Genomic DNA, 21,132 nt, shown 5'->3' on the forward strand with positions numbered 1-21,132 from the left:
TAATCCCTTTGGTTTGCTTACTTGTTGTTTAATCCCTCAAAAACAATTCCTTTTACTGTTTTTTTAATTTTTTAAAATAAATATTAGTACTGCATTTAGTTTGCCCATACAATGCGCAAAAATAGCTTGCGCATGCTTAATAAGTTCACGTTTTTTCTGCAATTTTTTATTGTTCAAGTAGACTATAAATAATGTGCGCTTTTAAATTTTAAGGTTTTAAGATGATTGAGTATCCGGTAGACCAACTTCCACAGCTCATAAATGATTTATTGCAATGCGATACAACAGAACGCAAAAATAAATTATTAGCAGATGCGCAGTTAACGCTTTCAACAGAGCACCTGTCATTACTTTTTGAGGCGATACCAAAAGAACAACGACTTGAAATTTGGCAGTTGCTTGACGAAGACACGCAACACGAAATTTTTGTTAATTTAAGTGAAGATAGTTGCTTGTGGTTGCTGCAAACACTAGAAGACACTGAGGCTTTTAAACTTCTTGATGAAGTTAATGTAGAAGAGCTACTGGAACTTGAAGAAGTTATACCAGAGCGATTTGTTGAGTATGCAAAAAAGCAACTCGATGAAGCGCAAACCAAACAATATGATTTAGCGCAGCAATACCCGCCAGAACAACTTGGTCACTGGTTAGGTTTTGACTTTTTAAAAGTATCGGAGAAGCTAACAGCCGGTGGCGCTAAAAAATTGCTACATAAAGGTTTACCGCAATACAGTGAGGTTATTTATTTGGTAAGCCGTAAGGGCAGCTTAATAGGTGAGGTTGCGGTAAATGATTTAATAAAAGCCAGCGACACCGATAACTTAATGACATTGGCAAATCATGACTTTTCATCGCTCCATGCTGATGATGATTTATATGAAGCGGCAGAAGTGGTGATCCACAGTGAAAAAATGGCACTGCCAGTGGTTAATGCTGATAACAAATTACTTGGGCGATTAACCATTGCCTCTGCTTATGAATTACGACAAGAAATTGCTGATGAAGCTGCCGCTAAAGCCGGTGGTTTACGTGAAGACGAAGACCTGTTCGCAAGTGTGCGAAAAAGTGCTAAAAACCGTGGTATATGGTTAGGTATTAACTTAGCTACTGCCTTTTTAGCGTCTTGGTTCATCGGTTTATTTGGCGCAACTATAGAACAGGTTGTAGCACTAGCTGTATTAATGCCAGTGGTTGCTTCTATGGGCGGGATCGCAGGTAGTCAAACATTAACCGTTATTGTGCGTGGTTTAGCGCTCGGACAGGTTACAGATTCAAACCGCAATGCGTTACTTAAAAAAGAGCTACGTGTTGGCGCTGTAAATGGCTTGGTATGGGCGTTTGTAATAGGCCTGCTTACCTTCTTATGGTTTAACGATTTAATGCTCAGTATTACGATTACGGTAGCCATATTATTGAATTTAGTCGCTGCGTCACTAGCGGGTGTTGTTATTCCGTCTATTTTAGACAAAATGAAAATTGATCCGGCGTTATCTGGCTCGGTAATTTTAACTACCGTTACCGATATTGTTGGGTTTGTTACCTTTTTAGGTTTAGGCAGTTTATTGCTTTTATAAGCCTTATACCAATTCGCTTAATTAAGTGCTCTATTTTGAGGGAAGAAAATCGTGTCGATAACAAGGCAAAAATTTCGTTATTTAGTTGTTCTATATCAGAAATTTTTAACGTAGTTAGCGTCAGATTTAACCCCTCAAATTGATTAAGTATTATTGCGGATTGGTATTACTAACAGGAAAATACAATGACCTTTGAAGTCATGATTTGGTGTGCAATTGCTTTGTGTATTTCACAATCGGCAATATTTTCGGGCTTAAACTTAGCGTTTTTTTCGCTAAGCAGACTCCAGCTCGAAATGGAAAGCACAAAAGGGAACGAAGCTGCCATAAAAGTGATGGCACTTCGAAACGACTCTAACTTTTTATTATCGACTATTTTATGGGGTAACGTAGGTATAAACGTACTGCTTACGCTACTTTCTGATTCTGTTTTAATGGGCGCTAGTTCGTTTTTATTCTCAACTATCGCGATTACTATTATTGGTGAAATTACGCCGCAAGCTTATTTTTCGCGTAATGCACTTAAAATGGCGAGCCTACTTTCACCACTCATTAAGTTTTATCAAATTCTGTTTTATATAGTTGCTAAGCCAACGGCTTTAATTCTCGATGCATGGCTAGGTAAAGAAGGGATTACGTACTTTGCTGAAAGTGAGCTCAGAGGTATTATTCGCAAACACATAGAAGCGGAAGAGGCTGATGTTCAGCACGTTGAGGGAATTGGCGCACTTAACTTTTTTAGTTTAGATGAAATAAGCGTAACCAAAGAAGGGGAGATAATTGACCCAGACTCTATTATTTCTTTGCCGACTAAGCTTGATTTACCTATTTTCCCAGACCTTACATTAACGACTGATAATGAGTTTTTACGAAAACTACATAAGTCAGGTTATAACTGGGTGATCATTACCAATGAAGACGGTTGGCCTTTATTAGTGGTAGATGCTGACGGCTTTTTACGTTCAGCCTTGTTTGAACCAGAGTCGTTCGATCCTTATCATTATTGTCATAGACCTATTATTGTTGCTGATGAAGCGATGCGCCTGAGTGAAGTTATTTTAAAAATACGGGCTAGTCATTCTTTAGATAAATCGTTTGATGGGGCCATTGATCACGACGTGGTGTTAGTGTGGAGTGATGTGAAGCGCATTATTACCGGCGCTGATATATTTGGTCGGTTACTCAAAGGTATGAGTGCACCAAAACTCGAACTGCATGAAAATACAGAGAATAAAAAGCCGCTATAAAGCGGCTTTTTTGTATTCAATAGAAAGGAGGGTTATGCCCAACCTTCGTAGCGCTTACGACGCGACAACACTATCGTTAATATAATACCTAAAAACAGGCCTAAAAACGCAATGGCACCACCGTAAGTAAGTAGCTGGCGTTTCTCTTTTGAACTCGCTGCTTCTTTTTGAGTGCGCTCTTGTTCTAGCGTTGTTTTAAGCTTAGTAATTTGGGCCGATAACTGCAGGTTTTGATCAGTTAAAGTTTGGTTTTGCTCTTGTAGCTGCGGAAGTTCTATTTGAGCTTGGCGCAGGTTTTCTTGCATAGTGCTCATTTCGCTACTTAGTGTTTTGTACTGTTGGTGTAAGCCTGCCGTTTTAGTAACAAACTTAGTTTCTATCCAACCTTCACGGTCTTTATCATCTTTGATTTTTATAAAGCCGTTTTCTTCAGCAGATAACAAGGTTAATTTTGTTCCAGCATCTACAGAGCCGAGTAGTCGATAATTCTTACTCGCACCAGAGCGCATAAAAGTATATAAATTATCGATAATATAAGCGGTGTTTGCATCAGTTGAATTTGCAGGTTTTGCTTCTTGTGCATAACTCATAAATGTCGTGGCTGTTAAAAGTAGCCCTAATAAACAATGTTTTAGCATTTATCTACCTTGTTGATCTAGCTGCGTCCGTTATGAACGTGATTTTCATTTCACATAAGTAGTTAGATAGTATGGATTAAATAGCTCAATAGCAAGACTGATATTGTAACCCAGTAGCAGTTACCTAGCCCACTAGGTTACAAACCTCGCCCCGCGATTAAATTGCCTCTAGATAGAACGAATTTTAATCCACAAAGGTCAACAGGCACTAAAATAAGGCTAAAAAATTTGCATTGTTAGTGTGCTTTGTTTATTTTGAGCACTTATTTATTTTAAAGGTAATCCGCAAACCGAATGGATACTGAGATAGAACTGAAATTTTTGGTATCAGATGCCGTTATTCCACTGATCCCCTCGTTAATTACTCAATTTGCAAAAACGGTGAAGAATAAACCGTCACGCAGCTTACAAAATGCATACTACGACACGCCAAGCCGAGAGCTTAGAGCGCTTGACATAGGCTTTAGAACTCGCTGTTCTGACAGCGAATGCGAGCAAACTATAAAGCTTGCAGGTGAAGTTGTAGGTGGTTTACACCAACGTCCAGAGTACAATTTACCAATTGAATCAAGTCGCCCTAATTTAATGGCGTTTGATGCTGATATTTGGCCTCATGGCATGCAAATAAGCGCAATCTCAAAAAACTTGTATCCAATATTTAGTACTAACTTTATTCGTCGTACTTGGTTAATTGAAACCGAAAGTGGCGCTAAAATTGAAGTTGTACTCGATAAAGGTGAAATTGCGGCTTCGGGTAAAATTGAAATTATTAGCGAGCTTGAAATTGAGCTTGTTGAGGGCAGTCGTAATGAGTTGTTTGCGTTTGCAGATGTACTGGTTAGCCAGAACTGTATCCGTTTAGGATTATACTCTAAGGCCGCGCGTGGTTATCGCCTTGCAGATGAAAAACCTTTAATACCAAGCAAATCTATTGGTTTTGTTCAATTACCAAAGTCGACTACCCAAGAGCGTGCTTTAGTTGAAGCCATGAACTTTGGCATTCGCTTTGTGCAAAAGCATGAGCAATGCTATTTCGATAAGCCAAGTTTAAAAACGCTTAAACGCGTAACTGACGGCATTAGCCTAATACGCCATACTTTTTGGCTGTACGACGATATAGTATCCAAAGAAAGTACAGAACATTTACGTACAGAGCTTAAATGGTTATTAAGCGAATTAGCGTGGGTAGAAAACGCGATTCAATTAAAAACGTACACGTCTAAACGCCATGCTTTTTATAAAAAAATTAATGCTGCTCCAGCACTTACTCAAGTCATTGGTGATTTAAAAGAGTTACAGCCAAGTATTGACGATATAAATGCACTGTTTCATAGCGCGCGTTATAATCGTTTATTACTGTCGTTAACTACGTGGTTAATTGATAAACAGTGGCGTAAAGATTGGGGGCAAATAGAGCTTCAAGCGGCTGAGCAAAACGTGTCGTCCATTGCGAGTAGGCTTTTTAATAAAGACTGGAAAAATCTGCACGAATTACTCCCTAAAGAACAAACACTCGATGTCGCTTCGTATTTAAACCTGCGCACTCAACTTGAAAATAGTTTACTGAGCGGTAACTGCTTAGGATCGTTATTTGATAAAGAAGAACGCCTAGAGTTTAGATTGCCTTGGCTTGATATCTCTCATGGTATTTATGAGTTAAGTACGCTTGAGTATTTAAAGCAGTTATGTGCTGGGCAAGAAGACGAACAGCTTGCTAAAATCCAGTCATGGCTTGAACAAAAGTCTGAATATCTGGTTAGTGCGATGGAGCAAAGTCGCCTTGCTTCATTTGACATAGAACCTTACTGGCAAAAATAAATGATGCGCTTTTGTAATGAAATTCAGTTACAAAAGTGCTTATTCGTTATTCTTTTATTAGTTAGTTTTAACACTTACGCTGAGCCAACATGGCATTTGTATAAAAACAAAAATGGCGTAAGTGTGTATTATCAAAGCCACAGTGATAATATTTTTGAAATAAAAGCGCAGATGAGCGAAATACCAACCAGCTTTGCCTCATGGATCAATCCTTACTTGGCTAAGCAATAAAGCCGGCCTAAAAAGTACTTACAACATCTTTATTAATTTACATCATATGCTCACACATAAAAATACACTCCAAAACGACCTGTAATCAAAGTAGGTCAGTGCTAAATATCGAATATATAATAATTTTATGGTGTGTTGAGTAGTCTTTAACTACGCTTAAGCAATAATGACACGCTATTATTTGGAGAATTGATGAAGTATTTAGTGGCTATATTATGTTTGATGCACAGCTCACTCTTATTGGCTCAAGAATATACTTTTGGTGTAGTGCCGCAATATGAGCCGCAAAAGCTAAATGCTATTTGGCAACCTTTGTTAAAGCAAGTAAGTAAGCAAACAGGGGTATCAATAAAGCTAATTACAGTTGAGTCTATTCCGGTATTTGAAAAAGCCTTTGCTAATGGCGAGTACGACTTTGCATACATGAATCCATGGCACAGTGTTGTAGCATATGAAAAGCAGGGATATTTGCCACTAATAAAAGATGCAGGGCGAAAGCTGCAAGGTATTTTGCTCGTAAACAAAGACAGTGGTATTGATAATTTAAGCCAACTAGAGGGCGCCGAAATAGCATTCCCTGCACCTAATGCATTAGGTGCGTCATTATTAATGAGAGCCGACTTAGCGTTGTTGTATGGGCTAACAATAAAGCCTGTATATGTTCAAACCCACCCTTCGGTATATTTAAATGTAGCACTGCATTCAACAATGGCGGGCGGTGGTGTAATGGGCACATTTAAACAACAACCAGAAAGCTTGCAAAATAAGCTTAAAATTATTTATAAAACGCGTGAAATTAGTCGCCATCCAATTGTAGTCCACCCAAGGGTTGACCCTGCAATACAGTTAAAAGTGCAACAAGCTATTTTAGATATTGGGCAAAGCCCAGAGCATAAACATTTACTTGCAGGTATCCCAATTATTAAACCTAGTATTGCAACTTTAGCAGAGTATCAGCAGTTAACTCAGTGGGGCTTGCGCTCATTTTATGTTGAAAATTAGAGGGTTTCGTAGTCTGAGGGCACAAAGCTTTATTGTTGTATTGCTTTGTGGCTTGCTTATGGCCTGTCTTTTTATGTTTTACGCCTTACCTGAGCAAGCGCGTTGGGTAAACGATGGGCTTTCAAAGGCTGCTCAGCGTTCTTTAGCGCAGTTATCGACTTCTATAACGACTCCGTTGTTAACTAGGCAGTATGCAGAGCTGTATGAAGAAATAGACAGCCAACTCCAAACTCGCCCTAATTGGAAAAGTATTAAAATTGTTGATGTGGATTCAAATAACCAATTATACCCGCTTGAAAACTGGATTGGAGCAAATAAAAACGGTGACATGTTGTTATCTCAGCAGGTGGTGTTTTTAGATAAACCGCTGGCTAATATTAGCTTGGTTGTTAATTTTACGAATGAAATAAACGAATCTTCAAAACTTCATTACACCTTAATATATATACAATTTATTATTTTAGTTATCGTTTTTATAGGTTTAGCTTGGCTGGTGGATTACAGGGTTACGTCGCCTTTAAGGACTTTAAAACAGGGGTTTTCACGTTTAGCCAAAGGTGACTTTGATTGTCATATAGATAAACAACAACAAAATGAAGTAGGTAGCGTAATAAGTGCATTTAATAACATGGTTGATGAGGTTGCTAATAACCATCAAAAATTAAATGTATTACGAATTCAAGCTGAGTCAGCAAGTAAAGCAAAGTCAGATTTTATGGCCAGTATGAGCCACGAATTAAGAACCCCATTAAATGCAATTTTAGGCTTAGCCCAGCTGTATGGATATGATGAAAGTGCTAATAAAGTACAAAAAGAAAACGCGAAAAGCATTTATCAAGCTGGAGAACATTTACTATTACTTATAGACGATGTACTTGATTTAACGGCTATTGAGTCGGGTAATATGCAGTTTAGTTTTTCTTATGTGCCTATTAAAAGCATATTAGAGGAGTCAGTAGAGCTCGTCACTGAGCTTGTTAAAGGGCAATCAATAACACTGCATACCCAAGGTTTCGAGTCCTTAGAAGGGTTGAGTATTTACATTGATCAGCGCCGCTTTAAACAAGTGATGCTTAACTTGCTTTCAAATGCGATTAAATACAACAAAGCAAATGGCAGCATTAATATAAATTGCCGGGTGTTAAGTAATAAACAATGCGAAATAGATGTAACAGACACCGGATGTGGATTTGCTCCAGATGACATTTCTCGCTTATTTAAACCTTTTGACCGTTTAGGAGCTGAAACCAGTAAAGTGAACGGTACGGGTATTGGTTTAGTGATAACTAAGCAGCTGGTAGAGCGTATGCAGGGTTCTTTAAGCGCGCAAAGTGAGCAGCACAAAGGTTCTTGTTTTACACTAAACTTTAATAGCTTTGATCAAACTGACTTGCCAGCACAAGTGCAATCTCCTCAAATAACACTTCAAAGTTTAGATACAGTAACTCTTCCTACGCTTGAGGTTTTAGTAGCAGAGGATCAGGTTACAAATCAGCAAGTATTAAAACAGCAATTAACCATGCTTGGAGTGTGTTCTACTTTTGTAAGTAATGGGGAACAAGCCTGGGAAACTCTGCAAAATAAACACTTCGATATTTTACTAACCGACATTCAAATGCCTTTACTCGATGGGTTAGGGTTAGCCAAAAAAATACGCGAAAACACTCATTTTGATAAACTTATTATAATTGCAATTACGGCCAACATTACCAAAAACAATATAGATAATTGTTATGATTGTGGAATGAACGGCTTTTTAACCAAGCCCATTGAGCTTGTTAAATTAAAGTCGTTATTGATGGAGCACTCTCAAACAGTGGTCAACACGCGATCAGAAAAACCTGATAGTGAAAATATAGCTTCAGATAGTTTTGATCAACTAGATATCACGTTATTAAAAGCAATGCTTGGTGATGATCCTACTGTGCACTGCATGGTGTTTAATGCGTTTTTACAAACGGCAGGGGAGCAAATTAAATTAGCTAATGCGTATGCTAAGAGTAAAAATTATGTTGATTTGGCTTTTCAGGCCCATGCCTTAAAGTCGTCGTCAAAATCGGTAGGGGCTATTGAGTTGGCAAATATATGCCAGCAGATAGAAACACATGCAGAGAGTGAAATAGTTAAAGGTGAATATATACAGCAGCTTGAAGTATGCTTTAACGATGTAGTAATGCAACTTAAAAGCTATTGTTTACGATATGAAAAACGCATATAAAAAATGGCTCATAAAGAGCCATTTTATGTTTAAAATATTTTAGTATTTAGCCGCTTCCCCTTTCTTAGGTAAAGCGTCCTGTATAAAGTCACGTAAATCGTTATTAGAGCTTTCTAAGTCAGCGTGGCGAAGGTACATCATATGCCCACTTCTGTAGCCTTTAAAGCTCAAACGGTCTTTCATTTTACCGCTTGGGTCTAATTGCCATAACGTATATTTAGCGTCAAAGTAATTGGTTGCACCATCAAAGTATCCTGATTGAATCATCACGTTTAAGTAAGGGTTTTGCGCCATTGCTAAACGTAGATTTTCGCCCGTATTATTACCGGTTCTATCCCATGGGTGAACATTACCAAATAAATTATATTTTACATCTGTTTTATAGTTTAGCTCTTCACGTAAGTAGTGATTAATTGCAGGAGTGAAAGAGTGTAACCAAGAGGTAAGTTCAGCCCAGTAGTCTGGGGATTCACCCGCGCCTCGTTTATCTATTCCTAAATAACGAGAATCTAAGCGACCCACAGTTTGACCACGTTCACGTAGTAGCTCTTTCCAGAAAAATTGAGTTGGAATATCCAAGTTATTTTGTTCAACAAACTTTTCTGATAAGCCAGCGTAGTGTGCCATTTTTGTAATAATTCGACGTTTTTCTTCAGCATTAATAAAGCCACCCTTAGCAAGCGCTGGGATTAACTCGTTTACAGTAAACTCTTCAACTTCAGGTAATAACTCATCTAGATCTTTAGCTTGTAAATCGGCTTTAAGTGCTTTGTGATACCAAGCAGTCGCTGCAAAGTAAGGTAGGCGGTTAGCGGCTTTAATCGGGCCGTCGCGCTTAATACCAATATCAGTGGGTGATACGAGAACAACACCGTTTATGTACATCCATTGACTATTTTGAAGCTCATGAGCAAGACCCGATACACGTGTTGTACCGTAGCTTTCACCAATTAAAAATTTAGGCGATCGCCAGCGCTCAGCTCTATTTACAAAAGTATTTAACCACTCTGCAAGGTATTTAATATCGGCATTAACACCAAAAAATAGCTCTTTTTGTTTTGCTTTAGAAGGAAGTTCGCCTTTTTCGTTTTCAAGTACGCGAGAGTAGCCAGTATTTACAGGGTTTACGTAAACAATATCGGCAATATCAAGTACAGAATATGGGTTGTCTTTTACGCCATAAGGTTGAATTGGATAGCCTTCGTCATCAATCTTTAATACGCGAGGACCAGTATAAGCAAGGTGCATCCATACAGAAGCCGAACCTGGCCCGCCATTAAACGAAATAAGTAATGGACGAGTTGTCCTGTCGTCAACTTTGTCGCGTGTATAGTAGGTGTATTGCAATGTCGCAACCGCATCGCCTTTATCATCCCATACAGGTTGTGTGCCTGTGGCAACGGTGTAATTAAAGCGTTGACCGTTGATTTTAGCTTTATGTTGAGTAACAACTTTGCTGTCTACATCAATACGACGTTGGTTATCGGCAAGCGTGCTTGTACTGATTATTAATGCAATAACGGTTATCGGTAAACTGATAATACGACTAAGCTTCATTAGGTGTCCTTATTATTGTTGATACACCATTAAAGACATTAATGAGTTAAATAACAAAAGTATTGAGACTAGTGGCCGATAATACTAGTTAAGTAAGGTATTAATGCGCTTAGAGATGCGTGCTAACCACTTTTATAGTTATTTGGGATTTGGTTTCTTTATTTAGTTAATCACAGAATTCAGGTATATTGCGGGCCTACTTGTATTTATTTTATATACAAGCTATCACCAAAAAAATCTAATGGATTACGCTTTCAAGCACATAGGTGCACTCTACACCGGATGTTTATGGCTAATGCTATTGCAGTAATAGCGTTGTATTTGTCGTTTTGTTACAAAATTAATTAAAGGTAAAGAGAAGCTTTATGCAAAGAGTATTAGTGGTTGAAGACAGTAAAGTCGTGCAGCAGGTGCTTCGCCACTTAACTGCACAATACCTTGATGTAGCAATTGATTTTGCTTGGTCTCTAGCAGAATGCGTAACCTATGTAGAAAAGCACGATTATACGCTTGCGTTAGTTGATCTAACTCTACCCGATGCTCCGCACGGTGAAGTTGCAAAATATACTTTATCTAAAAAAATTCCTACGGTTGTTTTAACCTCAAAAATAGATGAGTACAAGCGCCAACAAATGCTTGAATTGGGCGTAGTTGATTATGTTATTAAAGATAATCGCGATTCTTACCATTATGCCGTTAAGCTCGTTGCGCAATTACTCAGAAATCAAGGCTGTAAAGCACTAATAGCAGATGACTCATTACTAAGTCGCTCGTTAATGAAGCAAATGCTAGAAAAGCAATTGTTTGATGTAACAGATGCCCATGATGGACAACAAGCACTCGAAATATTAAAAGCTAATCCTGATATAAAGCTACTTATGACCGACTACGCTATGCCCTCTATGGATGGCTTTGAACTTGTCAAAGCGGTACGTAATTTTAGAGGCCGAGACGACTTAGCAATTATTGGCTTATCGGGCGCGGGAAAGCATGGCCTATCAGCACGATTTATTAAATACGGCGCCAATGACTTTTTAACAAAGCCATTTATGAATGAAGAGTTTCATTGTCGAGTACTTCAAACAATGGAGCAACTGTCGTTAATTTCAGATATTAAAGAAAGCGCACATAGGGATCACTTAACAGGGCTTCATAACCGACGCTACTTTTATCAATATGCAGAAAAGCTCCTTAAAAGTAAAAACCAGAAAAATACTTTGGCATTGCTTGATATCGATTTTTTCAAAAACATTAACGATACATTAGGCCATGAAGGCGGCGATCAGGCTTTAAAGCAGGTTGGTTCATTAATCCGATCTACGTTTTCAAAGTTTACGGTTGCACGGGTTGGCGGAGAAGAGTTTGCCATAATATTACCTGAAATAGAGCTAGAACGCGGTCGTGAATACTTTGAAGCATTTAGGAAAAAGATGGCTAGTTACGATTTTTCTATTAGCGATAAATCAATTAAAATTACCACGAGTATAGGCTTGGCTGACTTTCAAGACACTAGCTTAACGCAGGCAATGCGTGTTGCTGACAAAGCATTATACGAAGCTAAAAACCAAGGCAGAAACTGCGTGGTATAACCCTTCTTAAACAAAGCTAGGTACGTGATAAATATATAGAGATATACTACGCACCAATGTAGCTGACTTGTTAAATTAACGCACCTAATTGGTGCGTTTTTTTTGATCTTGAGTTTGTGTTTTTTACTAAGTGGCTGTTTTTAATTGATATAAAATAGTGGCACAAAGGTTGGATTGTTTAACCCAATAGGATAACAATAAAGAGTCCGAGGGGGCCGCTATGAAAATGATTAGTGCAATCATAAAACCATTTAAATTAGACGACGTGCGTGAAGCACTCGCTGATTTAGGAATTGAGGGGATGACAGTAGTTGATGTTAAAGGTTTTGGACGTCAACGAGGTCATACTGAGTTATATCGTGGTGCAGAATACCAAGTAGATTTTATTCCTAAGATCAAACTTGAAATTGCAACGCGTACTGAAAATTGTCAACGCGTTGTTGAAGCAATCACTAAAATTGCATCAACAGGTAAAATTGGTGACGGTAAAATTTTCGTGTACGACTTGGATCAAATTGTTCGTATCCGTACTGGCGAACTTGACGAAGAAGCAATTTAAGGGGGTCTCATGGAAAATACAATAATAGAACTAAAGTTTTCACTCGATACCTTCTATTTTTTAATATCAGGTATATTAGTAATGTGGATGGCAGCTGGTTTTGCCATGTTAGAGGCGGGCTTAGTTCGCTCTAAAAACACAGCTGAAATTTTAACTAAAAATGTCGCGCTATATTCAATTGCATGTACGATGTTTTTATTAGTTGGCTACAACATTATGTATGTAGACAATGCCGAAGGTGGTTTCATTCCTTCAATAGGCGCTTTAATTGGTACACAAGCTGCCGATGCTGACCATTCTTTAGAATCTGACTTTTTCTTCCAAGTAGTATTTGTTGCAACCGCTATGTCGATTGTATCGGGTGCTGTTGCTGAGCGTATGAAACTGTGGGCTTTCCTAGGTTTTGCTGTAGTACTAACTGGTTTTATCTACCCTATTGAAGGTTACTGGACATGGGGTGGCGGTTTCTTATCTGAAATGGGCTTTGTTGATTTTGCAGGTTCTGCAATTGTGCATGGCGCAGGTGCAGCAGCTGCACTAGCTGGTGTATTAATCCTAGGTGCTCGTAAAGGTAAATATGGTAAGAACGGTGAAATATACCCGATTCCAGGTTCAAACTTACCACTTGCTACACTAGGTACATTTATTTTATGGATGGGTTGGTTTGGCTTTAACGGTGGTTCTCAATTACTACTTTCGGATAAAGAAAACGCAACTGCAGTAGGCCAAATATTACTTAACACCAATGCAGCAGCTGCAATGGGTGCTATTGCAGCACTGTTTGTATGTAAAGTACTTTGGGGTAAATCAGATTTAACAATGGTCTTAAATGGTGCATTAGCTGGCTTAGTTGTTATAACAGCAGACCCTCTATCTCCATCACCATTAATGGCATGTCTACTTGGTCTACTTGGTGGTGCACTTGTTATATTTAGTATCATAGCACTTGATAAAGTTAAGATTGACGATCCAGTGGGTGCTATCTCTGTTCATGGTACGTGTGGCGCATTAGGTATTATGTTAGTACCGCTAACCAATGGTGACGCAAGCTTTGTTAATCAGTTAACGGGTCTAGTATGTATTCTTGCCTTTGTATTTGTAGCATCATTTATTGTTTGGACTGTGCTTAACAAAACAATGGGTATACGAGTAACCGAAGAAGAAGAACTAAACGGTATGGATCAACACGATTGTGGTATTGAAGCCTACCCAGAGTTTGTTTCTGTTCGAAATAGCTAATAGTTTATTTAAATAATAGTGTGTTTACACAAAGCCCTACTTCGGTAGGGCTTTTTTTGTTTCAGGGGGGGTTAACTTTTCGGATGTTAGGATATATCCAATATGCTAAGCTCACACTCGTGAATAACCCTTGGAATAAATTACACTTAAATGGCCGACAATAAAAAAACACCTACCAGTAAACCTGCAGTTAAACGTGCAAGTAAATCGTCAAGCAAGACAAAAAAAAGCACCTCAAAGGGCAGTAAAAAAACAGTGGAAACCACTGTTAAACGCTCTTTTATGAGAAAAACATGGTCAGTGTTTTGGAAACTAAGCTTGGCTGTTTTTATTGCAATGGCAATGTATTTCATTTATTTAGATTCAAAAACAACGCGTATATTTGAAGGTAATAAATGGCAACTTCCAGCGCAAGTGTATGCTCGTTCTATGGAGTTTTATCCGGGGCAATTTTTATCAAGTCAGGAAGTAGTGTTTGAGCTAGAGCGTTTAAATTATTCATCGGTTAATAGATTAAGCCGCACAGGACAGTTTGTTAAAACAGCAGATAGCATCAAGATTTATCGTCGTGATTTTGAATTTTATGATGGCCTTGAAGAATCACATATTATTGAACTTCGCTTTGCAGGGCAAAAAGTTGCGACCATTAAAGATAAGTTTGGTAGGCGTTTAAATTCAGCTCGTCTAGAGCCTGTGCAAATAGCGCGTATTGGTAATGACTCTAAACAAGATAGAGAATTTGTACCACTAGATAAGTTTCCAGCAATGCTAAAAGATACGCTATTGGTGGTTGAAGACCGTGATTTTTACGAACATCATGGTGTATCAGTGTTTTCTATTTTACGCGCGCTTTATTCTAATATTAAAGCGGGGCGCACCGTTCAAGGTGGTAGTACGCTTACTCAGCAGTTAGCTAAAAATATTTACCTAACACGTGAGCGTTCTTTAGTACGAAAAATAAATGAGGCCTTTATTGCCCTTATTTTAGATTATCGTTATTCAAAAGATCAGATATTAGAAGCTTACTTAAATGAAGTATACCTAGGGCAGTCATACAACCAAGGTGTGCACGGTATGGGGCTTGCTGCTGACTTTTACTTTTCAAAGCCGGTAGATGAGCTTGAGTACGATCAAATTGCTTTGCTGGTGGCAATGGTTAAAGGTCCATCTTATTACAATCCACGTCGCTATAAAGAGCGCACAATGGAGCGCCGAGACTTAGTGCTTCGCCTTATGGTTGAAAACAAGCTACTTAGCACAAAAGAGTACCGTGCATCGCTTAATCGCCCAATTGATATTGCGCCAATGAAAGCGAGTTTACAAAAATCATATCCAGGCTATTTAGAGTTAGTAAACAGAGAACTAAATGAATTATTGCCAGATCAGCAAACACTTGATGCAGGCGTAAGAGTATTTACTTATTTTGACTTACAAAAGCAAACAGCAATGGAAGAGTCTATTGAAAAGAGCTTACCGTACCTGGAAAATCGTCCTAGAACCGAAAAACTAGAAGCAGCCATGATCTCTGTTAATGTAGAAAAGGGCGGTGTATCTGCACTTGTTGCAGGGCGCGATGTTCGTTATTCAGGGTTTAACCGTGTTTTAGATACAAAGCGTAATATTGGCTCGCTGGTAAAACCGGCTGTGTATTTAAGCGCATTGCAATTACCACATTATAATTTAGCTACTTTGCTTGATGACTCGCCAGTACAGGTTACAAATGAGCAGGGAAAAGTGTGGCAACCAGAAAATTTTGATCATAAATACCGTGGAGCAATCCCTCTTTATAAAGCATTTAGTAACAGTATTAATATTCCAGCGGTTAATTTAGGCCTCGATGTAGGTGTTGATAAAGTCGCGAAAACACTAAAAGGATTAGGCGCTAAAGGGGCGATAAACGAATACCCATCGTTGCTTTTAGGGGCTGTTGAAATGTCGAGTTTTGAAGTTGCTCAGCTTTATACGACAATTGCTGCAGATGGCGAATATAAAAAGCTCACTGCAATTTCGGCATTAACTGACTCGGTTGGTAAAGTACTTTATAAGCATAAAGTAAATGCAGAGCCTCGTTTTGATAAATCTGCAATGTATATGACTAAATACGCGATGAAACGCGTAACGAAAGACGGCACTGCTAAACGCTTAAATTTACACTTCCCATCAATCCAACTTGCAGGCAAAACTGGCACTAGTAACGATTTACGTGATAGTTGGTTTGCAGGCTTTGATCAAAATACAGTGACGGTAGCTTGGCTTGGTCGAGACGACAACAAAAGCACGGGTTTAACGGGCAGCGTAGGTGCATTAGAAGCATATATTCGCTACTTAAAGCCACTTAATCCACAAGCAATAGCCGATACGCGTCCGCCATCAATACGCTGGGCATTTGTAAATGAGCAAACGGGTAAGCAGGCACCACCAGGATGTGGCAAGGTGATTCAGCTACCACTTAGAGCGAGTGAGTTTGAGCCAAGACCACAATGTATTCGTTAATCTAAGACTACTTTAAACAACGAAGCCGCTTATTTAGCGGCTTTTTTGTGAGTTGTAGTTAACGCTTAAGATTTAAAAAACTGCATTGATTTGGTTAAATCATTAGATAAGCGACTTAGCTGCTGTGCATCTTGCAGCGTTGATTGAGCTGATGTTAGCGTTTGATCTGCTAAATTACTCACCTCTTGCGAATCATTCAATGCTTGTGTTGTCGCATTTGACTGCTGTTTAACACGCTCTGCAATAACTTCACCTTGATGTTTAATGTCGCCCATACTTTGCTCTGCGCTTTGCAATACTTCATTGGTTTGATTGGCTGCTTTTACCGATTGCTCCATTTTTTCAACACTTGAACGCATTTTTTGCTGAGTGTCGTCAGATGCTTGTTGTAAGGAGCTAATAATTTGGTGAATTTCTTGTGTTTGTGTTTGTGTACGCTGAGCAAGAGTTCTTACTTCATCAGCTACAACGGCAAAGCCTCGACCATGCTCGCCAGCTCGTGCAGCTTCAATAGCGGCATTTAGTGCAAGCAAGTTTGTCTGATCGGCTATCTCACTAATACCTTTACTTACTTTGCTAATTTCTTGGCTATCTTGTGCTAGCTTATCGAGCGCTTGTTGGCTCTCTGCAAATTCAATTTGTAGATCTTGCATATATTTAGCAAGCTCCATTGTATTGTCTGAACCTTGCTTTACATGCGCAGCAGCATCTTGCGCGGTAAGCGTTGCTTGATGCGCTGACTCTTCAACAGCAAGTGCGTTTTGAGCCATTTCGCTGAGTGCATTATAAATGGCATTTACTCGAATTTGCTGTTTTGAAACATCATTGCTTGTTTGGCTACTCGCATGTGATAGCGATTTAGTTGCGCCGCATAGCTCTTCTGTACTTGCTTTAACATCAAATAATAAATGTGAAAATGCATTAAGTAATGCATTGTAGCGCGATGCAATAATTCCCATTTCATCATTAGTGCTCGAATCGATAGTGGCATTTAAGTCGCCATTTGCGGCTCTGTTAGCGGCATCAGCAAAGCGATTAATAGTATCAACAACTGCAAAATAAAAACCAATCATTAAATAAAATGCAAATAACAAACTAATTAATGAAGCGGCTAAAACAAGATTTCGAGTCCACTGTTGAGTTTGCAGTTTTGCTTCAATAAGGCTCTCAAGCGTTGGAATACTCTTACTAACAAGTTGATTAATACTGCTGTGAACATTGTTTGTTAGTTTAGTAAATTCTGATTGAGTTAACAAAATATCGTCTGGCTCAAGTAGTTTTTCATCTATCGCTTTTTTAAATGCACCAACAGCACTGTGTAAATTATTTAACGAAGGCATGAGCGCTTTATTTACTGATTTGTCAGCATTGGTGGCTACATTGAGTATTTTATCGAGTTGTTTTTCATATAAAGGCAGTGACTTACTAAAATTTGAAAGTGCTATAAACGTATCTGGCGTAAAACGATTACTTGCCAAAACAGTGTTTGCGCTTTGCGCTGTCGAGTTTATTTGCATTATAAGTGCAGGAATTGGTGTGACTAAAGAGCGGTTTACGTAAGCACTAGCTAACTGGCTATCTAATGCTAAGTTAGACTGGATAGAAACAAGTTCAAGTACATCATTTGCTTGATCGTCTTTTATATCAAAACCGAGTGAGCGAGCTATTTTTATATTTTGATTTGCTTCCCCCTGCATTTGATTTGAGAGTATTGACCTGTAGCCTTTTAAACCTTGTTGCTGCATTTTTGAAACAGCGATACTTTCACTTAATAATGAGACTAAAAAGAACAAACTAAGTGCAAGAGGAACGAGTAAAATTCCAAACATTAAGCTGATTTTAGTTTTGTATTTTAAATTTGCCATTAGCTGGATAGCGGGAAAAGAAAATTGGCGTAATCCTGACATAAGGCTCTCTTGTATTTTTGTAATTAGGGTAAAGGTGAATAGACCTTGTTATGCTTAATTATCATTCATTTATATTACTTTACAAATAAAAAAAGCCCTTTCGGGCTTTTTTCAATCTTTAGTCTTAATTACATACTGTAAAAACAAGCGTTTATAAAATATAAAAAGTAATTTTAACTTAAAGTTTAGCAAACGAGCGTTCTGCTGCCGCTATTGTGTCTTTTACTTCTTGTTCAGTATGCGCAGCACATACAAAACCAGCCTCAAATGCTGATGGAGCAAGGTACACGCCTTCTTCAAGCATAAGGTGGAAAAAACGTTTGAAGCGCTCTAGGTCGCATTCAGTCGCTTGTTTGTATGTCGTTACTTTTTCAGCATCGGTAAAAAAGAATCCATACATGCCGCCAGCATAATTAGTTGTTAATGCAATGCCTGCTTTTTTAGCGCCAGCTTCAAAGCCTTCACAAATTGCTTTAGACGTTGCTTCTAACTTATCGTGTAGACCTGGCTCACATAATAGCTCAAGTGATTTTAAACCTGCAGCCATCGCAATAGGGTTACCAGAAAGAGTACCCGCTTGGTAAACAGGGCCCACAGGCGCAATGTAATCCATTATTTCGGTTTTACCACCAAACGCGCCAACGGGCATGCCGCCGCCAATGACTTTACCTAAACACGTAAGGTCTGGTTTAATGTTGTAATACGCTTGTGCGCCGCCAAGTGCAACACGAAAACCCGTCATTACTTCATCAAAAATAAGTACTGATTTATATTCGTCACACACATCACGCAAACCTTCTAAAAAGCCTGGCACTGGTGGAATGCAGTTCATGTTACCGGCTACTGGCTCTACAATAATACAGGCAATTTCGTCAGCGTATTTTGCAAAAATAGCTTTTACTTCATCTAGGTTATTAAACGATACAGTAAGTGTATGCTTAGCAAAGTCCTCAGGAATACCAGGAGAATTAGGTACGCCCATTGTTAGTGCACCAGAGCCTGCCTTAACTAATAACGAGTCAGCATGGCCGTGGTAACAACCTTCAAATTTTAATATTTTATCGCGGCCGGTAAAGCCACGTGCTAAACGAATTGCACTCATTGTTGCTTCAGTGCCTGAGCTAACCATGCGTACTTTTTCGATTGATGGAACCAGCTCTTTTACTTTTTCAGCCATTAGTATTTCGGCTTTAGTTGGCGCGCCATAGCTAAGGCCATTTTCTACTGCTTCGTGCACGGCTTGTTTAATTGCAGGGTGGTTATGGCCCATGATCATAGGCCCCCAAGAGCCAACATAATCGATGTAACGATTACCGTCGGCATCAAATGTAAACGCGCCTTCTGCTTTTGTAATAAATAGCGGCGTACCGCCTACACCGTTAAAAGCACGAACTGGCGAGTTTACGCCACCTGGAATAGAGGCTTGAGCGCGTTCAAATAAGTCTTGGCTAATTGTCATGAAAAATCCTATAAATTGTCACTTAAAGAGGGTTTAGCTGTCGCGTTTGCGGCTAAACCAAGGTACGTCCACTTCATACTTATCGACTTTATTTTCTACGCCGAGTGTTAAAGCAAACAGTGCCATACGAATTAATACGCCATTTTGTACTTGGCGGAATATTGCTAAATTGTCGTTACTGTTCAAGTCGTTATCAAGCTCATTGGCTTCTAAGCGACTATCGCGTGGTAACGGATGCATTAATACAGAGTTAGGTTTGCAATGAGCGCTGTAAATAGATTGGCTAATTCTAAAACCGCCACGGTATTTATTTGCTTCTTCTTGTGAAGGAAAACGCTCTTCTTGAATACGTGTTTGGTAGACAATATCGGCGGCTAAATTACCTTCCATCTTGTTCACTAGCTCAATTTTGTGTCCTGCATTTTCTACGGCATCTAAAATGCTCGTTGGCATTTGTAGGCCATCAGGCGCGACCATCGAAAACTTTACGTTTTTATAATGGCACAATAGCTTTGATAGAGAATGCACTGTGCGACCATATTTTAAATCACCCACAAGCGCTATATGCATGCCATCAATATTTTGATCAAAACGGTGTAATTCACGCTCAATGGTTAATAAATCAAGTAATGCTTGAGTCGGGTGCTCATTTGGGCCGTCGCCGCCATTAATAACTGGCACAGTACAGCCATCAGCAAATTCACTTACTGAGCCTGCATCGGGGTGGCGCATAGCAACAGCATCGGCGTAAGCTGAAATAACGCGCGCGGTATCGTAAAGTGATTCACCTTTTGCAAGCGCTGAGCTTTGCATACCTGTAGTTTCACGTACACCACCGCCTAGTAAGTTAAAGGCTGTACCAAAGCTAACTCGCGTGCGAGTACTTGGTTCAAAAAACAAATTAGCTAAAATAGCGCCTTTAAGCACCGTTGTTTGCTTTTGTTTTTTAGCATAAGGCTCCATTTTTTTAGCTACTGCAAAAATACGTTCAATGCAGTCTCTGTCTAGCTGATTTACAGACAGTATATGTTCGCCTTGGAAACTTAACATGGGGTAATTCCTAATCAATCAAATGGGCGCGATAATCCATAAATGGAGCACGCAATCGCGCGTGTTATAGCAAGTATTGTAAATTGCAGCGCAGTTTAACATGCACCGAAACGCTTATAAATTAGGTTTTATTACCGCAAGTGCCACTATGATGAGCAGCGCAATAACAGGGAGCTCATTAAAAATACGGTAAAAGCGGTCTGTTTTAGTGTTTCGGTCATGTTTAAAGTCACTTAATAACTTAAAACAGTAGCCGTGGTATAGGTATAAAATAATTACCAGTACAAGTTTGTAATGTAGCCACATACTGTATTTAAACCAATCACGACCATATTCAACAATGGTTAACACACCAAATACAGCCGTTAAAACAGCAAATGGGGTTACGAAATAAAGTAACCTGCGCTCCATAACTTTAAGCATAGAGTTACATGATCTTTCTTCGCTCATTGCGTGATATACAAATAATCGAGGCAAGTAAAAAATACCGGCAAACCACGCAATCATAAAAAATATGTGGAGTGTTTTATAAATCAATAATGCGCTCATAA

16 protein-coding genes are annotated in these 21,132 nt (G+C 38.9%); 10 read left to right on the forward strand and 6 right to left on the reverse strand.

Annotated elements, in window-relative coordinates:
• The first annotated feature begins 221 nt into the window (after positions 1-221).
• Positions 222-1,574, forward strand: coding sequence for a magnesium transporter (locus tag I6F47_RS12750; protein ID WP_007584828.1), 1,353 nt, complete (start codon positions 222-224; stop codon positions 1,572-1,574).
• Positions 1,575-1,759: 185 nt separating this feature from the next.
• On the forward strand, positions 1,760-2,821 hold the full coding sequence (locus I6F47_RS12755) for a DUF21 domain-containing protein (protein ID WP_076925166.1): 1,062 nt from the start codon (positions 1,760-1,762) through the stop codon (positions 2,819-2,821).
• A 32-nt stretch (positions 2,822-2,853) separates the two neighbouring features.
• On the opposite strand, the gene I6F47_RS12760 is transcribed toward I6F47_RS12755, so the two are convergent.
• On the reverse strand, positions 2,854-3,459 hold the full coding sequence (locus tag I6F47_RS12760) for a TIGR04211 family SH3 domain-containing protein (protein WP_197183971.1): 606 nt from the start codon (positions 3,457-3,459) through the stop codon (positions 2,854-2,856).
• Between the two features lie 294 nt (positions 3,460-3,753).
• Here I6F47_RS12760 and I6F47_RS12765 point away from each other — a divergent pair, with 294 nt between their 5' ends.
• The 4 genes from I6F47_RS12765 (at position 3,754) to I6F47_RS12780 (ending at position 8,728) form a co-directional block, all read left to right on the forward strand.
• Positions 3,754-5,277 (forward strand): CYTH and CHAD domain-containing protein, encoded by a 1,524-nt coding sequence (locus tag I6F47_RS12765; RefSeq protein WP_165728469.1) that lies wholly within the window; start codon positions 3,754-3,756, stop codon positions 5,275-5,277.
• Entirely contained in the window at positions 5,278-5,508 is a 231-nt protein-coding gene (locus I6F47_RS12770) for a hypothetical protein (protein ID WP_231609223.1), read from the forward strand.
• Between the two features lie 192 nt (positions 5,509-5,700).
• Positions 5,701-6,510 (forward strand): phosphate/phosphite/phosphonate ABC transporter substrate-binding protein, encoded by an 810-nt coding sequence (locus I6F47_RS12775; protein WP_197101429.1) that lies wholly within the window; start codon positions 5,701-5,703, stop codon positions 6,508-6,510.
• Positions 6,497-8,728 (forward strand): ATP-binding protein, encoded by a 2,232-nt coding sequence (locus I6F47_RS12780; protein WP_197183972.1) that lies wholly within the window; start codon positions 6,497-6,499, stop codon positions 8,726-8,728. The genes I6F47_RS12775 and I6F47_RS12780 overlap by 14 nt, the downstream gene beginning before the upstream one ends.
• Before the next feature lie 39 nt (positions 8,729-8,767).
• Here the strand turns inward: I6F47_RS12780 and I6F47_RS12785 are convergent, their stop codons facing one another.
• A complete protein-coding gene (locus I6F47_RS12785) occupies positions 8,768-10,285 on the reverse strand; it encodes a S10 family peptidase (protein WP_165728472.1) in 1,518 nt (505 codons plus the stop codon).
• A gap of 365 nt (positions 10,286-10,650) precedes the next feature.
• On the opposite strand from I6F47_RS12785, the gene I6F47_RS12790 reads away from it, so the two are divergent.
• From I6F47_RS12790 to mrcB, 4 genes are all read left to right on the forward strand, one after another.
• A complete protein-coding gene (locus I6F47_RS12790) occupies positions 10,651-11,874 on the forward strand; it encodes a response regulator (RefSeq protein ID WP_010555508.1) in 1,224 nt (407 codons plus the stop codon).
• Positions 11,875-12,094: 220 nt separating this feature from the next.
• Positions 12,095-12,433: a P-II family nitrogen regulator gene (locus tag I6F47_RS12795; protein WP_004587162.1), complete on the forward strand. Its 339-nt coding sequence runs from the start codon at positions 12,095-12,097 to the stop codon at positions 12,431-12,433.
• Between the two features lie 9 nt (positions 12,434-12,442).
• Entirely contained in the window at positions 12,443-13,672 is a 1,230-nt protein-coding gene (locus tag I6F47_RS12800) for an ammonium transporter (protein WP_010555509.1), read from the forward strand.
• 150 nt (positions 13,673-13,822) lie between these two features.
• Positions 13,823-16,165 carry a penicillin-binding protein 1B gene (gene mrcB / locus I6F47_RS12805; protein WP_010555510.1) on the forward strand — a complete coding sequence of 781 codons (2,343 nt, stop codon included), beginning with the start codon at positions 13,823-13,825 and terminating at the stop codon, positions 16,163-16,165.
• 65 nt (positions 16,166-16,230) lie between these two features.
• On the opposite strand, the gene I6F47_RS12810 is transcribed toward mrcB, so the two are convergent.
• The 4 genes from I6F47_RS12810 to I6F47_RS12825 form a co-directional block, all read right to left on the reverse strand.
• Positions 16,231-18,072, reverse strand: a complete 1,842-nt coding sequence (locus I6F47_RS12810) for a methyl-accepting chemotaxis protein (RefSeq protein ID WP_121954084.1) — start codon at positions 18,070-18,072, stop codon at positions 16,231-16,233.
• Between the two features lie 178 nt (positions 18,073-18,250).
• Entirely contained in the window at positions 18,251-19,531 is a 1,281-nt protein-coding gene (gene hemL, locus I6F47_RS12815) for a glutamate-1-semialdehyde 2,1-aminomutase (RefSeq protein ID WP_197183973.1), read from the reverse strand.
• A 33-nt stretch (positions 19,532-19,564) separates the two neighbouring features.
• Positions 19,565-20,581: an aspartate carbamoyltransferase gene (locus I6F47_RS12820; RefSeq protein WP_007584862.1), complete on the reverse strand. Its 1,017-nt coding sequence runs from the start codon at positions 20,579-20,581 to the stop codon at positions 19,565-19,567.
• 114 nt (positions 20,582-20,695) lie between these two features.
• Positions 20,696-21,130 carry a CopD family protein gene (locus tag I6F47_RS12825; RefSeq protein ID WP_007584864.1) on the reverse strand — a complete coding sequence of 145 codons (435 nt, stop codon included), beginning with the start codon at positions 21,128-21,130 and terminating at the stop codon, positions 20,696-20,698.
• Positions 21,131-21,132 lie beyond the last annotated feature (2 nt).

It is taken from the genome of Pseudoalteromonas sp. NZS37 (genome assembly GCF_015864265.1).
GTDB classification, from domain to species: domain Bacteria; phylum Pseudomonadota; class Gammaproteobacteria; order Enterobacterales; family Alteromonadaceae; genus Pseudoalteromonas; species Pseudoalteromonas arctica.

Bases quoted from the DNA above. Each gene is read 5' to 3' on its own strand.
- I6F47_RS12810 (WP_121954084.1), bottom strand. From the start codon at position 18,072: ATGTCAGGATTACGCCAATTTTCTTTTCCCGCTATCCAGCTAATGGCA.
- I6F47_RS12790 (WP_010555508.1), top strand. From the start codon at position 10,651: ATGCAAAGAGTATTAGTGGTTGAAGACAGTAAAGTCGTGCAGCAGGTG.
- I6F47_RS12770 (WP_231609223.1), top strand. From the start codon at position 5,278: ATGATGCGCTTTTGTAATGAAATTCAGTTACAAAAGTGCTTATTCGTT.
- I6F47_RS12800 (WP_010555509.1), top strand. From the start codon at position 12,443: ATGGAAAATACAATAATAGAACTAAAGTTTTCACTCGATACCTTCTAT.
- I6F47_RS12780 (WP_197183972.1), top strand. From the start codon at position 6,497: ATGTTGAAAATTAGAGGGTTTCGTAGTCTGAGGGCACAAAGCTTTATT.
- I6F47_RS12795 (WP_004587162.1), top strand. From the start codon at position 12,095: ATGAAAATGATTAGTGCAATCATAAAACCATTTAAATTAGACGACGTG.
- I6F47_RS12820 (WP_007584862.1), bottom strand. From the start codon at position 20,581: ATGTTAAGTTTCCAAGGCGAACATATACTGTCTGTAAATCAGCTAGAC.
- I6F47_RS12755 (WP_076925166.1), top strand. From the start codon at position 1,760: ATGACCTTTGAAGTCATGATTTGGTGTGCAATTGCTTTGTGTATTTCA.
- I6F47_RS12775 (WP_197101429.1), top strand. From the start codon at position 5,701: ATGAAGTATTTAGTGGCTATATTATGTTTGATGCACAGCTCACTCTTA.
- I6F47_RS12765 (WP_165728469.1), top strand. From the start codon at position 3,754: ATGGATACTGAGATAGAACTGAAATTTTTGGTATCAGATGCCGTTATT.
- mrcB (WP_010555510.1), top strand. From the start codon at position 13,823: ATGGCCGACAATAAAAAAACACCTACCAGTAAACCTGCAGTTAAACGT.
- hemL (WP_197183973.1), bottom strand. From the start codon at position 19,531: ATGACAATTAGCCAAGACTTATTTGAACGCGCTCAAGCCTCTATTCCA.
- I6F47_RS12785 (WP_165728472.1), bottom strand. From the start codon at position 10,285: ATGAAGCTTAGTCGTATTATCAGTTTACCGATAACCGTTATTGCATTA.
- I6F47_RS12750 (WP_007584828.1), top strand. From the start codon at position 222: ATGATTGAGTATCCGGTAGACCAACTTCCACAGCTCATAAATGATTTA.
- I6F47_RS12760 (WP_197183971.1), bottom strand. From the start codon at position 3,459: ATGCTAAAACATTGTTTATTAGGGCTACTTTTAACAGCCACGACATTT.
- I6F47_RS12825 (WP_007584864.1), bottom strand. From the start codon at position 21,130: ATGAGCGCATTATTGATTTATAAAACACTCCACATATTTTTTATGATT.